The sequence below is a fragment of the Wenjunlia tyrosinilytica genome (assembly GCF_014646055.1).
Classification (GTDB): domain Bacteria; phylum Actinomycetota; class Actinomycetes; order Streptomycetales; family Streptomycetaceae; genus Wenjunlia; species Wenjunlia tyrosinilytica.
Genome location: NZ_BMMS01000017.1, coordinates 17,421 through 31,830 on the forward strand (window position 1 = coordinate 17,421; position 14,410 = coordinate 31,830).

A 14,410-nucleotide genomic window follows, 5' to 3' on the forward strand; every position below is an offset into this window, starting at 1 on the left:
CCCCGAAACCGATCGGCTCCGGGCCTGCGGGGCTTCCGCAACCTGGCCATCAGCACGATCCGTGTCACAGGTCGGCCGCCCACCGGTCCGCGGCGAACCACAGCACCTCGGTGCACGGCAGGGCCGACGGTGGGCAACTCGCGGTCAGAAACACGTCGTGGACGCCCTTGGTCGCCGCGATCGGGACGGACACCTCGCCCAGTGAGCCGTCGGCTGGTGCCGCAAACACCGCGAGCGGGCGCGCGGCGAGCGAGTCCAGTCGCACTTCCAGAACGGCGTGCGCGCCGACCGGGGCCGAGATCCCGGCGCTGAGCCGAGTGGCCGGAGTGCCGGTGAAATCCACTCGGTCGTAGCGCAGCCAGGAAGAGGGGCCGAGTGATCGCGCCCGCGGATCGCCGCTGCCGGGCGCGCTGTAGTCCTGCACCGCGTATGTGTCGCCGCGCACCCGCGGGGTGCCCGGCAAGGCCGGCTTTCCCTGCGGTGCGCCGCGCACCAGGGCGACCAGCACGGCGGCGAGTGCCACGGCACCGCAGCCACCGGCCCACAGCAGGAGGTGCCGTCGGCCCGGGACCGCGCTCCCGCGCCACTTGGGCCTGCCGCCCCAGCCGACGGGCAGCGCCTTGGGACAGAACGCGGGAACGGGTTCGGGGAGGGAATCGGGTGGGGGTTCGGGCAGCGGGCTCTCGATGTCCACGCCGAGCAGCGCCAGTTCGAGGAACCGCGGTTCGCGCTTCGGCGGCGCGGTGGATGCCTTGGTCGCCTGATAGGTGTTTGCCGGCCACCAGCCCAGAAGCAGGGGCGGCAGCGTCCTCCGCAGCCAGGTGGTCAGTTCCTTCAGCTCCGTGTAGACGGCCAGACAGTCGGAGCAGGACCGCAGATGCCCGATGATCGCGTGCAGGGCCGGATACCCGTCCGGCCGCGCTGCGGCCTCCAGTTGTCCCGCGGCGCCCTGGCAGTCCTCGCCGATCCGTCGGACGTAGGCGTCGGCGACGGCCTCGCGCAGACTGTCCGTCGCCTGCTCGGTCATCGGGGCGAGCTGGTCCAGGTCCAGCCCGATGATCCGGGCCACCAGCGCCGGCTCGTCCCGCTCCACGACGGCGTGCCACAGCAGGCACTGCGCGGACTCCGGCAGGCTGGTGAACGCGGCGACGAGGGACCAGTCGTCGTTCAGCGGCCACTGGCAGCCACCGCCCACCCAACTGCGGAACCTCGGGGTGAAGTGGACCCCGGACTCCTGAGCCGACTGCTGTACGGCTGCGGTGCGCACGGCGGCCAGCAGTCGTATTCGCAGGCAGCCCCGGTGGCGCCGGTCGAGCACCGCGCGGGTCCCGTCCACGGTCGCCCGCAGCACCTGGGCGAAGGCCCGGCAGGCGAGTTGGTGCGCGTCGGCGGGGCAACTGGCGCATTGGGCGGCATAGCCGAACACCGCGGGATAGTGGCGGCGGTAGAGCGTCCGGAACGATTCGATCGCCCCCTCGCGCACCAGGCCGAGCAACTCGGCGTCGGAGCGGGATTCCTGGCCACTGCCGGAACGGAGACCTCGGCGCAGCAGCATGACGAACCTCCTGGGGTGGCGGGGCAGAGGGCGGCACGGGTGGTCGCCCACCAGTTGCCCGTTTCACGGTGTTCGGGGCCCGGCCGACCGCGTCAATCGCCGTTCGCTCCCGCGCGGTCCGCCCGCCCGCGCGTATCCGGTGCGGCCCCGTCGGGCGAGGCATCGTTGTCAGCGCCTTCCCCGCCCAGGGGACAGGGCCGACCCGTTGCCCGCCGGCATTGGCACGGTGGCCACGAGGACAGGCAGCCCCACCCCGAGAACGGATCGCTTGCCTCTACCTCCACGCTGGGACCCTCGCGCGTGACCCTGCCTTCCCTGTCCACTGTGTAGACCCTCAGATCCATCCGGTGGGTGCGCACGGCCCGCCCCTCTCATGTCTCATGCGCTCGGCAAGGCGCGCGGCCCCTTCGGGACGCAAGCGATCGATGGACTCCTGCGCCCGGTCGCCGCCAGGACCCCGATCACGCGCCGGTATCTCGGTCGTGTCCCCCTGCCGCAACGGAGCGCCGGTGGTGGCCGTCCGGAACACAGCCGACTGGGAGCGCGACCGAAGCCGCATGCGACGCCACTCTGCGCGATCGACCCTGGCCAAACCTAGGACGATTCTTCATAACTGCCGGTCAGATCCCCTATTGCGAGAGAAAAATCCGAGCAGTCGAGGTGGGGCGTCAGAAGGGATGCCGATGGTGGCCCGGGGGACGGCAGTACCTCGGCACAGGCCCGCACAGCCGCCTCGGGGGTGTGTGATGACCCTCGCGCTCCCCTTGACCCCGGCACGCTCAGCGGCTGGGTGGATCTGGGGCCAACAGGGCGACCCCCGGCGGGCGCTGTCCTGCGTCGAGCGCGCCCTGAGCCTTCACCACAACCCCGCCTGCCCTGCGCCGACGTGAAGATCAGTGCCGCGGTACGTACCGGCCGGCGGGGCTCCCGGCCAACGCGCGTCCGTGGCCGATCATCACTTTCGTCCGCGGAGGCATCCTCCCGCAGACCGATCCCCATGACCTTCGTTGGCCCTTGAATCCCCCGGAACCCGGGTCGGCAACCCAGCAAGCCGACCCATCCCCATCGGAGGTCAGTGAGTTGAGCCCACGACGTGTGAACAAGCGGATCGGCGCAATCGCCGGAGCTGCCACGGCAGCGGCCGCGGCAGCGGCGCTGGTGTTGCCCTACGCCAACGCCAACTCGGACGCACCACCGAGCCCACGGGCATTCGCCCAACAGGACGCAGCGAAGCTCGGGTTCACCCTCGCGTCCAAGCTCGGCGAGAACACCGCCGGCTGGTACTACGACGGCCAGGCCGACCACTTGGTCGTGAACGTGTTGGACGGCAAGGCCGCGGAACGGGTCCGGGCGGAGGGCGCCGTGGCCAAACTCGTCCAGAACAGCCTGGCGGAGCTGGATTCCACCACGCAAACACTGGACAAGTCGGCCGCGATACCCGGCACCGCCTGGTCGATCGACCCGAAGACCAACAAGGTCGCGGTCATCGCAGACCGCACGGTCTCAGGCAAGAAGTGGGAAACACTGAAGAAGGTCGTCACCGGGCTGGGCGGCACGGCGTCCGTCGAGCGCACCGACGATGAGTTCAAGCAGTTCGTCCGGCTCGACGACGGGGAGACTGACGGCGGCTCCGAAACGGGCGGTGCCGACGACGGCGGCGCTGATGCGGGCACGGACGGCGGCGCCGACGACGGCGGAACCGACGCGGGCACCGACGGCGGCTCCGATGACGGCGGCGCTGATGCGGGCACCGACGGGGGCGCCGACGACGGCGGAACCGACGCCGGCACCGACGGCGGCTCCGATGACGGCGGCGCTGATGCGGGCACCGACGGCGGTGCCGACGGTGGCGCTGACGGTGGAGGCGACGGCGGAGGCGACGGCGAGACCACCGGACTCATCGGCGGCCAAGCCATCTGGAGCAAAGACGGAGGCCGCTGCTCGCTCGGCTTCAACGTCACCGCCGACGGAGCGCCCGCCTTCCTGACGGCAGGTCACTGCACCGCCCACGCGGATACCTGGGCGGCCAGGCCGGGCGGCGAGACAGTGGCCACCGAAGCGAAGTCCGAGTTCCCCGGGAGCGACTACGCCCTGGTGAAGTACAACGACGCGAACACCAAGCCCAAGAGCGCGGTCGATCTGCAGAACGGCACCACACAGGAGATCACCCAGGCCGCCGAGGCGAGCGTGGGCATGGAGGTGCAGCGCAGCGGCAGCACAACCGGTCTGCACGACGGCAAAGTGACCGCCCTCAACGCCACGGTCCACTACAAGAGCGGCGGCACCGTCAAGGGCGCCATCCAGACCGACGTGTGCTCCGAGTCTGGTGACAGCGGCGGCCCGCTGTTCTCCGGCAACTCGGCGCTGGGTCTGCTCTCCGGCGGCGGCGGTGACTGCGACCAGGGCGGCAGGAGCTTCTACCAGCCGGTCACCAAGGCGCTGGAGGCCACGGGCTCCGAACTCGGCGGGGGCGACGGCGGCGGTGGAGGCGCTGACGGCGGAACCAACACAGGCGGTACCAACACAGGCGGTACCAACACAGGGGGCACCGACACAGGTGGTACCGACGCGGGCACCAACGGCGGTGCCGATGACGGCGGAACCGACGCAGGCACCGACGGCGGAACCGACGCGGGAACTGATGGCGGAACCGACGACGGCGGAACCGACGAGGGCACCGACGGCGGAACCGACGAGGGCACCGACGGCGGAACCGACGACGGTGGAACCGACGAGGGCACCGACGGCGGAACCGATGACGGCGGAACCGACGAGGGCACCGACGGCGGCTCCGACGACGGTGGTGCCGATGACGGTGGGGTCGACGAGGGCACCGACGGCGGTGCCGACGATGGTGGACCCTTGTCGGCGACGCGGGCGATAACTCCGGTGGCGCCGCTGGCGCCGCGGAGGTGACCGGCCCAGAAGCCGGGGGCGGTCCCGAGGAGCGCTGAGCTGATTCGTCGGCTTCGATCCTCACCGTTGCCCAATGGGACCCCGGGCACCACCTGGTGCCCGGGGTCTCCCCTCCCCCGTCCCACCCGGCGCCCTGCGCCGCACCCGTCCCTCCGCCGGGCCCTCCTCCGGCCCGGCGGAGGCCAGGCTCCGACTCCACTTACAGAGAATAATTATTTCTGATTCCATAGAATAAGAATCACAAGTGTGGTAATTTTTCTCCGCGCGACACATCGCCGCGCCCGCACCGTCCCCTGCCCGCCCTTCGATCGGCGCCGGGTCCGGTGCGTAGCCGAGTCGCCCCCACTCGGTGAACCAGGCACCCCGTTCGCCCTCCCCTTGTCCGCACTTCGGCGTGCGCCCGCACGTCGCGTCGCCCTGGAACTCCGGCTGATCCCGCCGAGTCGTGCCATTCCGCCCGCCGCCGCCCCACGATCAAGGGAACTCCCATGCTGCTCCCCCGGCCGCTCTCCGAGGAACGGCTCCCTGGCCGCTTCACGCTCACCTCGCGCATGGTGCTCCATGCCGACTCGGCGGCACTGCCGGCCGCAACCCTGCTGGCGGGCTATCTGGAGAATGCACTCGGAGCCGTCACGAGGACCAGCACGGTCGAGGGATCGATCCGGCTGCGCGTCGCGGACCTCCCGCATGCCCGGGGAAACGCCGAAGCGTACCGAATCCATGTGAGCGAGCGGGGAATCGAGCTGACGGGCCAGGCGCGCGAAGGACTCCTGCATGCCGTCCAGACGTTCCGCCAGCTCCTGCCGCCGACGGCGGCGCCGACCTTCGCCCCCTCGAACCCGCACCATGCCTGGGATGTGCCCTGCGTCATGGTCCTCGACGCTCCGCGCCTGCGCTGGCGGGGTCTGATGCTGGACGTCGCCCGCCATTTCACACCGGTGGCAGGCGTACTGCGGCTTCTGGACCTCATGGCGCTGCACCGGCTCAACGTCATGCAACTCCATCTCACCGACGACCAGGGCTGGCGCCTGGAGATCGCCAAGTACCCTCGCCTGACGGAGATCGGCGGTCGCCGCAAGGCCGCGCCCGCAGATCCGGCGGACCCGAGTTGCCGGGCCACCGGGCCCGCGCACGAAGGCTGGTACACGCGGTCGGACATCCACACGATCATCACCCACGCCGCCAGGCGCGGCATCACCGTGGTTCCCGAGATCGAGCAGCCCGGCCATGTGCAAGCCGCCCTGGCCGCCTATCCCGGCCTGGGCAACAATCCGCGCGAGCGGGTCGGCGTCTGGGACCGGTGGGGCATCAATGACCGGACGGTCAACGCCGAGCATGGAACGCTCGGTTTCTTCACCGATGTCCTCGATGAAGTGATGGACATGTTTCCCTCCGCCTATGTGCATCTCGGCGGCGACGAGTGCTCGACACAGGAGTGGGACTCCAGTCCTGCCGCGGTCGCCAGGGCGAAGGAACTCGGGCTGGCAGGCACCGGCGCGCTGAGCGGCTGGATGATGCGCTGCCTCGCGGACCATCTTTCCGGGCGGGGCCGTCGGGCCGTCGGCTGGGACGAAGTGGCCGACGGCCCACTTCGGCAGAACACCGTGGTGATGTCCTGGCATGGTGCCGAGGTCGCCGAGTCCGCGGCGGAACGTGGTTTCGACGTGGTGCTCGCGCCGTGGCGGCAGACCTACTTCGATCTGCACCAGAGCGCCGAAGGCGAGCCGCGGGCGCAGAAGGGGGTGCTCACCCTGGCCGACAGCTATGCCTTCGACCCGTTCACCGGCCGCTTCGACGCCGACCTGTCCCAGCGGCTGCTCGGCGTCCAGTGCCAGTTGTGGACCGAGTACATAGCCTCGCTCGACCATCTCGAGTACATGGCCTTCCCGCGTGTCTGCGCGTTCGCGGAACGTGCCTGGGGCCATGGCGGGGACTACTCGGGCTTCCTCGCACGACTGCCGTCCCACCTGCGACGGCTCGACGGGCTGGGCGTGCGCTACCGGCGTCCCACCGCCGAGGACATGGTGCCGGTCCACTCCGGCGAGGCGGCCGTGACCGATCCCGTTGACGGCCGGCCCTCGAGATGACCGGCGGCGGCGTCCTCGGCTGCCCCGGCACCCTCCGCCCGTCGCCGTAGACTGCGGTCGGCATACCCGACCGCACGCGCAAAGAGCCGTCACCAGTTCCGCGGAGGATGCCATGATGCACGGTCCAGGTCCGCTCGTCCTGGGAGTGGACGCCGGTGGTACGTCCACGCGTGCGCTGATCGCGGATCTCGACGGACGGGTGCTGGCCCGGGCCCGCGGCGCCGGGGCCAATCCGTTGGCGCACGGTATGGAGGAGGCCTTGGCGGCGCTCCAGGACACCGTCCGGCGAGTGCTGCACAACCTGGACCCGCAGGCGGTGGGATTCGCCGTCCTGGGCTTGGCAGGCGATGAGCTCACACGTGAGGGCGGTCCCGCCGAGAAGCTGGACGCGGCATTGCGTGACGCGGGGTTGGGGTGCCCGTACACGGTCGTCGGTGACGCTCTGGTCGCGTTCGCCGCGGGGACCCCCGAGCCCGAGGGAACCGTCCTGATCGCCGGCACGGGTGCGGTCGCCGTCCGCGTCGTGAAGCGGTCCATCGCGGAAACCGCGGGCGGATACGGGTGGCTGCTCGGGGACGAGGGGTCCGGCTTCTGGCTGGGGCGCGAGGCGGTCCGCCTCGCCGCCGACACGCTTCGCGGTCGCGGTCACGCCCTGCGGCTCACCGAACTGGTGGCCGGGGACCTCCTCGGCGGGCCCAGTCCCGCGGCGGACCGACTGGTGGCGGAACGGCTGATCGCGGCCGCCTACGCCGGTTCTCCGATGAGGCTGTCAACGCTGGCACCTCATGTCAGCGCCGCCGCGCTCGCCGGGGACCGCGCCGCTCAGGCCGTCCTGGACAGGGCCGCCGCCCATCTCACGGCGTTGCTGGCCGATGTCCGCGCGGCTGAGGGACCCACGCGACCGGTGGTCCTGGCAGGGTCCTGCCTCACGCCCGGCGTCCTGGGTGATCGCACCGCCCGAGCCATCGCCGCAAGTGGGGAGGCTCAGGTGCTGTTCGCCCGCGAGGGTAGCGCCGGAGCCGCGTGGCTCGCGGCGTTGCCGCTGCTCGAGGACTCCCCCAGCCGCCTGGCGGCCCTTCACTCGCAGCTGGTCACGGCAGGGAGGCCGCGGTGACCACCGCGGGTGGGCACAGCCGGTTCCGCGCAGCCCGCAGAGGAGGGAATAATTATTTCCATCAGCTTGACATTATTGAAATATGGACAATAATTATCTGCGGTCTTCGGCTTCGCGCGGAGTGGAGCCCTCAGGAGGGAACACGGGCGTGAGCACGCAGGACGGACCGAGTGAAGCGGGCTTGCTGGCCCGGGTGAGCGCCCTGCGGCCGACCTTTTCAGAAGCGCTCGACCAGGTGGCGGGCTATGTCCTGAAGGACCCGGCCGGGGCTTCGCGCATCACGATCACCGAGCTGGCCTCCCGTGTCGGCACGTCACCGGGGACGGTCACACGCTTCTGCCGCGCCGCCGGCTTCAGCGGTTACCAGGAACTCAAGGTCGCGCTCGCCGAGGAGGTCGGACGGGGCGCCCAGAACCGCTGGAAGACCGACATCGGACGGGCCATCGAGGAGGACGACTCCTTGGAGCACGTCATGCAGGTGGTCCTCGCCGCGAACAGCAGGGCCCTGCAGGAAACGGCCGCGCAGATGGACCTGGGCATCGTCGACTCCTTCGCCCAGGCGCTTGTCGGGGCGCGGCAGGCGCACTTCTTCGGGATCGGGACCAGTGGCGTGGCGGCGGAGGAGCTGCGCCTGCGGCTGCAACGCATCAAGGTGCCCTGCTGGGCCTGGCAGGACGTGCACAACGGGCTCATCGCCGCGGCCCTGCTGGGCAACCGGGACGTCGCCGTCGGCATCTCCCACTCCGGCCGGGTCACGGAAACCCTGGAGTTCCTCACCGAAGCCGCTCGCCGTGGCGCCACCACGGTGGCCATCACCAGTGACGCCCTTTCGCCGCTGGCCGACGTCGCCGAACTGGTCCTGACGACCTCGGCACAGGCCACCGCCCTGCGGAGCGACGCACTGGCCGCGCGGCACTCGCAACTCCTCATCCTGGACGTGGTGTACGCACGGATCGCCCAACTCACGCACGAGCGCACGCTTTCCGCGCTGGAGGTCACAGCCGAGGCGGTCACGGCGCACCGCACGCCTCAGCCGCGGAACAAGTCGCGGCGTGCCCCGCGGGGCAACCGGCCGGCACCGGCGTCACCGCCGTGAGCCGGTTCTTCGGCGTCCGGTGACCGGCGGTCTTCGTGTGGGCCATGCGGTCAGGATGGCCCCTGCTCCGGGAGGCGGGGCCGGGTGCCACATGTCATGCGGGTGTAGCGTCCGAGCATGCCGTGGTTTTCCACCGTTACGGCCGCAGGGCTTCTGGCAGCAGCGCTGATTCTCTTCATCGCTGCCGGGTTCCTGCTGCTCCGCGCCGTCGGCAAGCGGCAGTTCCTCGGCACCGCCCAGGAGCAGGCGACTTACGAGACGCTGCACACAGCCTCGCTCGCGGCGCCCCCTCTGCGGGCCACGCTGAACACGGACAGCGCGCGACGGGCCGGCCGGCATCTGCGGGCGCTGCTCGATGTGCCGGCGCTGGCGATGACGGACGCCGCCGGCACGGTGCTCGTCTGGGACGGGGCCGCGCCGGAGCCGGGGCACGACCACAGGGCAGCCGTGCCCGAGCACGCCGGGCGGGCCCTGGCCGCCGGACGCACCGAGGTCATCGGCCCTGGCGATACGCCCTGCAACAGGGCCGACTGCGCGCTGCGGCAGGGCGTGGTGGTGCCGCTGACCGTCGCCGGTCGGCCGGAAGGCGCGCTCGCGGTGTACACGTCCCAGGCCTCCACCGGCCTGGTCCGAGCCACCACGGAGGTCGCGCGCTGGGTGTCGACCCAGCTGGAGCTGGCCGAGCTCGACCGTTCACGCGCGGCCGTCGCGGAGGCCGAGGTACGCGCGCTGCGGGCCCAGATCTCGCCTCACTTCATCTACAACTCGCTGTCGGCCATCGCCTCCTTCGTCCGCACCGATCCGGCACGGGCCAGAGAGCTGCTGGTGGAGTTCGCGGAGTTCACCCGGTACTCGTTCCGCCAGCACGGTGACTTCACCTCCCTTGCCGAGGAGCTGCGCTGCATCGACCGTTATCTGCTGCTTGAGCGCGCTCGGTTCGGCGGCCGCCTCCAGGTCTCGCTGCGCGTGGCACCCGAGGTGCTCTCCGTGGCGGTGCCCTTCCTGTGCCTGCAGCCTCTCGTCGAGAACGCTGTCCGCCACGGCCTCGAGCGCCGTGCGGGCCCCGGTCATCTGGTGATCACGGCGGAGGACGTCGGCAGCGAGGCGTGGATCAGCGTGGAGGACGACGGCACGGGGATGGATCCCGAGCAGCTGGCCGAAACCCTGAGGGGCGAGACGCGGGAGTCCGCGGCGCAGCCGCCCGGTTCCGAGCATCGGCGCGAGCCGGGGATCGGACTGCGCAACATCGACGAGCGGCTGCGTCAGGTCTACGGCGACGCGTACGGGCTGATCGTGGAGACCGCTCCCGGCGCTGGAACGAAGGTCCGGGTGCGGGTGCCGAAGTTCCACCCGCAGGCCGTCCAGAGCCGGGCCGGTCAGGGCTGACAGCGATCCCGCGCATCCGGCGCGCACCCGGGCGGAGGGCAGCTTCCGCCGCGGGCTGCGGGGGAAGCGTTAGCCTGGCACTATGCTCCACGTTCTCGCGGTGGACGACGAAGTACCGGCCCTGGAGGAGCTGGCGTACTTGCTCCGCCGCGACCCCCGCGTCGACGAGGTCCGGACCGCGACGGACGGTGCGCAGGCACTCCTCGACATCGACCGGGCCTTGGAGACGGGACGACCGCTCGACGCCGTCTTCCTCGACATCGGCATGCCGGGCCTGGACGGGTTGGCCATCGCCCGCGTGGTCTCCCGTTTCGCCCGCCCGCCGATGGTGGTGTTCGTGACAGCGCACGAAGACCACGCGGTGGACGCGTTCTCGTTGGATGCCGCCGACTACGTGCTCAAGCCGGTGAACCCGGAGCGGCTGGCTGAGGCGGTTCGCCGGGTCGCCGATGATTCGCCCCGTGCCGGTGACACCGTGGAGCGGAGCGCCGCGAGCCCACCCGAGGAAGCGGCGCAGGCCTCCTCCGCCCCTGCCGACGAGGTCATCTGCGTCGAGCTGGCGGGGGTGACGCGCTTCATCCAGCGAAGTGAGGTCCTCTACGCCGAGGCGCACGGCGACTACGCGCGCCTGCACACGCCTTCGGCCACCCACCTGGTCCGGACATCGCTGACCGCCTTGGAGGAACGGTGGGGCGATGGCGGATTCGTCCGTATCCATCGCACCTATCTCGTTGCCCTGCGCCAGGTCCAGGAGCTGCGTTTGGGGGCAGGGCAGGCGTGTGTGCGCGTGGGGGACGAGCTCCTGCCGGTCAGCCGGCGCCACGTCCGTCAGGTCCGGGACCTTCTGGTACGTCAGGCGGGGACCCGCCCGCCCGCGGGTGGCCCCACGCGTGCGCAGCCCGGGACGGCGCCCTCCACCTCCGGGGCCCCGTCGCTTCCTCGGCCCCTCCCCGACCGCGGAGGTAGAGGGTGACCGGCGGCCCGGGCCGCCCGGGCGGAGATCCTGCGGAGGGTGCTCCCAAGCGCCGCATCACAGTGGCTCACCCCAGGACGCTGGCCGCCCTCGGAGGCAGACGGCCGCCGGTCAGCGGACGCAAACCGGTCGCCGGCGACCTCGGGCGGCAGACACTCGGCGACATCTACCTCCACTCGTTGATGCGTGCACAGCTCCGGCTCGGGCTCGCCGTCGTAGGAGTCCTCGTCGCCGTGCTCGGCGGCCTGCCATTCCTGTTCCTGGCCGCGCCCGCCCTGCGGAACGCGATGGTGGCGGGGGTCCCCGTCCCATGGCTGATCATCGGCGTGGCCGTGCACCCGGTGATCCTCGCACTCGCCTTCGTCTGCCTGCGTCACGCCAGAAGGAACGAGGACGACTTCGCGGACCTGGTCGAACGCTCATGAGGGGCGTCCACCGCGGCCACCTCTCGGAGGTTTGAACCCCATGAGCGGCGCGGAGCCCGTGGTGGCCGTGGCCCTGGTGTGCGTCGCTACCGCCTTGTTCAGCGTCTACGGCCTGCGCCCGGGCCGTGCCACATCGGACTTCTACGTCGCCTCGCGTGCCGTCTCACCGCTGCGCAACGCCTCCGCGATCGGCGGCGAGTACCTTTCCGCGGCCTCGTTCCTCGGAATCGCGGGGCTCGTACTCGCCTTCGGCGCCGACATGCTGTGGTACGGCGTCGGCTACACCGCCGGGTACCTGGTGCTCCTGGCATTCGTCGCGGCGCCGCTGCGCCGCTCCGGGGCATACACGCTGCCGGACTTCGCCGAGGCGCGCCTGGAGTCGACCAGGGTGCGCCGGCTGACCGCCCTGCTGGTGGTGTTCACCGGCTGGCTGTATCTGCTGCCGCAACTGCAGGGCGCGGGCCTGACGCTGCGTACCGTGACCGCGGCCCCCCTGTGGGTCGGGCCGGTCGTCGTCACCGCCGTGGTGATGGTCACGGTTGCCTCCGGAGGGATGCGCAGCGTCACTTTCGTCCAGGCGTTCCAGTACTGGCTGAAGTTGACGGCGCTCGCCGTGCCCTTGATCTTCCTGCTGCTGGCCTGGCGCGCGGACGGTGCGCCCTGGCCGAGCGGCGACGCCCCGCCGCGGTTCCGCGAGGCGACGACCGTCTCCGTTCAGCAAAGCGTTCGGGTGCAGGTCGACGAGCCCGTGACGGTCACGGTGAGCGGCAGTGTCGACGGGCATCGCGTGGACGGCACACGGGTACGTCTCGAGGCGGGCGAGCACAGGATCGGTGCGGGCGCACGCGTGGCGTTCCCCGCCGGGGCCGACGTTCCGCACCCGCAAGGCCGGCCCCCGCGCGACGGCCGGGACTGGTCACGCCCGCTGTCGGGCACCAGCCACCCGGTGTACGGAATCTACTCGCTGCTGGTCGCCACCCTGTTGGGGACCATGGGGCTGCCTCATGTGATCGTGCGCTACTACACCAACCCCGACGGAGCGGCCGCTCGCCGCACCACATGGGCCGTGCTGTGGCTGCTCGCCGCTTTCTACGTGCTTCCCCCGGTGTACGGGGCGCTCAGCCGCCTGTACACCCCCGAACTGCTCATGACCGGCCGTACCGACGCGGCCGTACTGCTGCTGCCCGCCCGGCTGGTGGGCGGGACGGGCGGAGTGCTGCTGGGCACGCTGCTGACCGCCGGTGCGTTCGCGGCGTTCCTGTCGACGGCATGCGGACTGACCGTCTCGGTGGCTGGAGTGCTCGGGCAGGAACTGGAGCGCATGTGGGCGGCCGCCAGGGCACGGGTGACTTTTCGGCGCGGGCTGGTGAGCAGGCCGCGCCGCGCCAGGACGGAGCTGCGGATCGAGGCCCGCGACGTGCTGCGCCTGCGTCTGGCGGGCGTGGCTGCGGCCACGGTGCCATGCCTGCTGTCCTTCGTCGTCGCGCCCCGGGCGGCGGCGGACGTCGTCGGGCTGGCGTTCGCGGTCGCCGCGTCGTCGTTCTCGCCGTTGCTGCTTCTGGGCATCTGGTGGCGTGGACTCACCCCGCAGGGCGCGATGGCGGGCCTGCTGGTCGGCGGGGGGACGACTATCGGCGCGGTGGTCGTGACCATGGTCGCGGAGCCGCCAGGAGGGTGGGCCGGCACGATGCTGAGCCGCCCGGCGGCCTGGAGCGTTCCCCTGGCATTCGCGGTGATGATCGGGACGTCCCGGCTGACTCGTCGCAACGTTCCTCCGGGCACCGCGGGCGCGCTGTCCCGTCTGCATGCTCCGGAGCCACTGGCTGCGTCGCGCCGACCGGGCTGAGTTGCCCCGCACCACCGTCCATGGGCGCCGGGCAGCTACGAGGCCTCGTCAGGCAAGAGCCAGTGCCCGCTGCGAGCCGGCGCAGCACGGCGACGGTGACGGCCCGGTTGCGTGCCCTCGATCAGACGTCTTGACGGCAAGGGTGGCCCAGACGAGTTTCCCGCCCCGCGACTTGGCCACGGAACCCCAGCAGCTGGCCACGCACTGGAGGATGAGCAGGCCGCGGCCGTGTTCTTCCGCGGTTGTAGGGGGACAGGCGCTGGGCACGGCGGCGGGAGACTGGTCGGTGACGGCGATCAGCAGCTGCGGTTCCGCGGCCGTGCCGCATTCGGCCAGGTACACCGCGACCGTCTCGGTACGGCCATGGAGCACCGCGTTGGTCACCAGCTCGGAAGTGATCAGGGCGGCATCCGCCGCCAGGTGCCCCAGGTTCCAGCTGTGCACATGTGCGGTGACCTCCCGGCGTGCCGTGGCGATGTGCGCCGTGTCGGCCGCCAGGGCCAGGTGGACGCGGTTCGGTCGGCGGTTGGTCGGCCCGCACCTGACACGCGGAGCCCGGCCGGCCGGGCGGCCTGGGCCTGGATCGCTTGCGACGGTGGTGTACATGACGGGTGCTTCCCTTCGGGCGGCAGTGAACGGAGGAGTCCGTTGCCGCCCCTGCTGCTGGCGGCCCTGCGAGATCAAATCCGCTCTCACCCGCGTGGACGAGGGTCCCTGCGGAGACAAACGGCGTTTCCGCAATTCCTGTCTACGCCGTCCGGGGCCTGCCGTGTGCCCATCAGGGCTCCGGGCATGCCGAGCGGGCCCCCTGGTGCGACGGGTGGATCGGTGAGCGCGGTAAGCGGCAGCGACGGCACGACGAACGGCGGCGCGCGCCCGCTCACAGCCTGCCAGGGGCGCAGCGCGTTAGAAAAATATATTGCCGTGCAGCGTTGACACTCTAGATACCTGGTAATAATTTCTTTCACCAAGCCCCGTCAACCCCCATCCCCCGCATACGGCACACGCCGGC

Annotated in this window: 10 protein-coding genes; 8 read left to right on the forward strand and 2 right to left on the reverse strand. The window is 71.2% G+C overall.

Annotated elements, in window-relative coordinates; genetic code table 11:
* Positions 1-64: 64 nt before the first annotated feature.
* Complete coding sequence (locus tag IEY86_RS19825) at positions 65-1,555, reverse strand: carbohydrate-binding protein (protein WP_189133107.1); 1,491 nt, start codon at positions 1,553-1,555, stop codon at positions 65-67.
* Between the two features lie 1,080 nt (positions 1,556-2,635).
* On the opposite strand from IEY86_RS19825, the gene IEY86_RS19830 reads away from it, so the two are divergent.
* The 8 genes from IEY86_RS19830 to IEY86_RS19865 all read left to right on the forward strand — a co-directional run bounded on the left by IEY86_RS19830 (position 2,636) and on the right by IEY86_RS19865 (position 13,398).
* Positions 2,636-4,471 (forward strand): S1 family peptidase, encoded by a 1,836-nt coding sequence (locus IEY86_RS19830; RefSeq protein WP_229698597.1) that lies wholly within the window; start codon positions 2,636-2,638, stop codon positions 4,469-4,471.
* A 488-nt stretch (positions 4,472-4,959) separates the two neighbouring features.
* Positions 4,960-6,558 carry a beta-N-acetylhexosaminidase gene (locus IEY86_RS19835; RefSeq protein WP_189133108.1) on the forward strand — a complete coding sequence of 533 codons (1,599 nt, stop codon included), beginning with the start codon at positions 4,960-4,962 and terminating at the stop codon, positions 6,556-6,558.
* Between the two features lie 112 nt (positions 6,559-6,670).
* Positions 6,671-7,672: an N-acetylglucosamine kinase gene (locus tag IEY86_RS19840; protein WP_189133109.1), complete on the forward strand. Its 1,002-nt coding sequence runs from the start codon at positions 6,671-6,673 to the stop codon at positions 7,670-7,672.
* Positions 7,673-7,820: 148 nt separating this feature from the next.
* Positions 7,821-8,768 carry a MurR/RpiR family transcriptional regulator gene (locus IEY86_RS19845; protein WP_229698598.1) on the forward strand — a complete coding sequence of 316 codons (948 nt, stop codon included), beginning with the start codon at positions 7,821-7,823 and terminating at the stop codon, positions 8,766-8,768.
* Between the two features lie 117 nt (positions 8,769-8,885).
* Positions 8,886-10,154 carry a sensor histidine kinase gene (locus IEY86_RS19850; RefSeq protein ID WP_189133111.1) on the forward strand — a complete coding sequence of 423 codons (1,269 nt, stop codon included), beginning with the start codon at positions 8,886-8,888 and terminating at the stop codon, positions 10,152-10,154.
* An 82-nt stretch (positions 10,155-10,236) separates the two neighbouring features.
* Positions 10,237-11,127, forward strand: coding sequence for a LytR/AlgR family response regulator transcription factor (locus tag IEY86_RS19855; RefSeq protein WP_189133112.1), 891 nt, complete (start codon positions 10,237-10,239; stop codon positions 11,125-11,127).
* Positions 11,128-11,189: 62 nt separating this feature from the next.
* Entirely contained in the window at positions 11,190-11,552 is a 363-nt protein-coding gene (locus IEY86_RS19860) for a hypothetical protein (protein ID WP_189133113.1), read from the forward strand.
* A 40-nt stretch (positions 11,553-11,592) separates the two neighbouring features.
* A complete protein-coding gene (locus IEY86_RS19865; RefSeq protein WP_189133114.1) occupies positions 11,593-13,398 on the forward strand; it encodes a sodium/solute symporter in 1,806 nt (601 codons plus the stop codon).
* Positions 13,399-13,446: 48 nt separating this feature from the next.
* Here IEY86_RS19865 and IEY86_RS19870 read toward each other — a convergent pair whose 3' ends face one another.
* Positions 13,447-14,004, reverse strand: a complete 558-nt coding sequence (locus tag IEY86_RS19870; protein ID WP_189133115.1) for an ATP-binding protein — start codon at positions 14,002-14,004, stop codon at positions 13,447-13,449.
* Between the last annotated feature and the right edge of the window lie 406 nt (positions 14,005-14,410).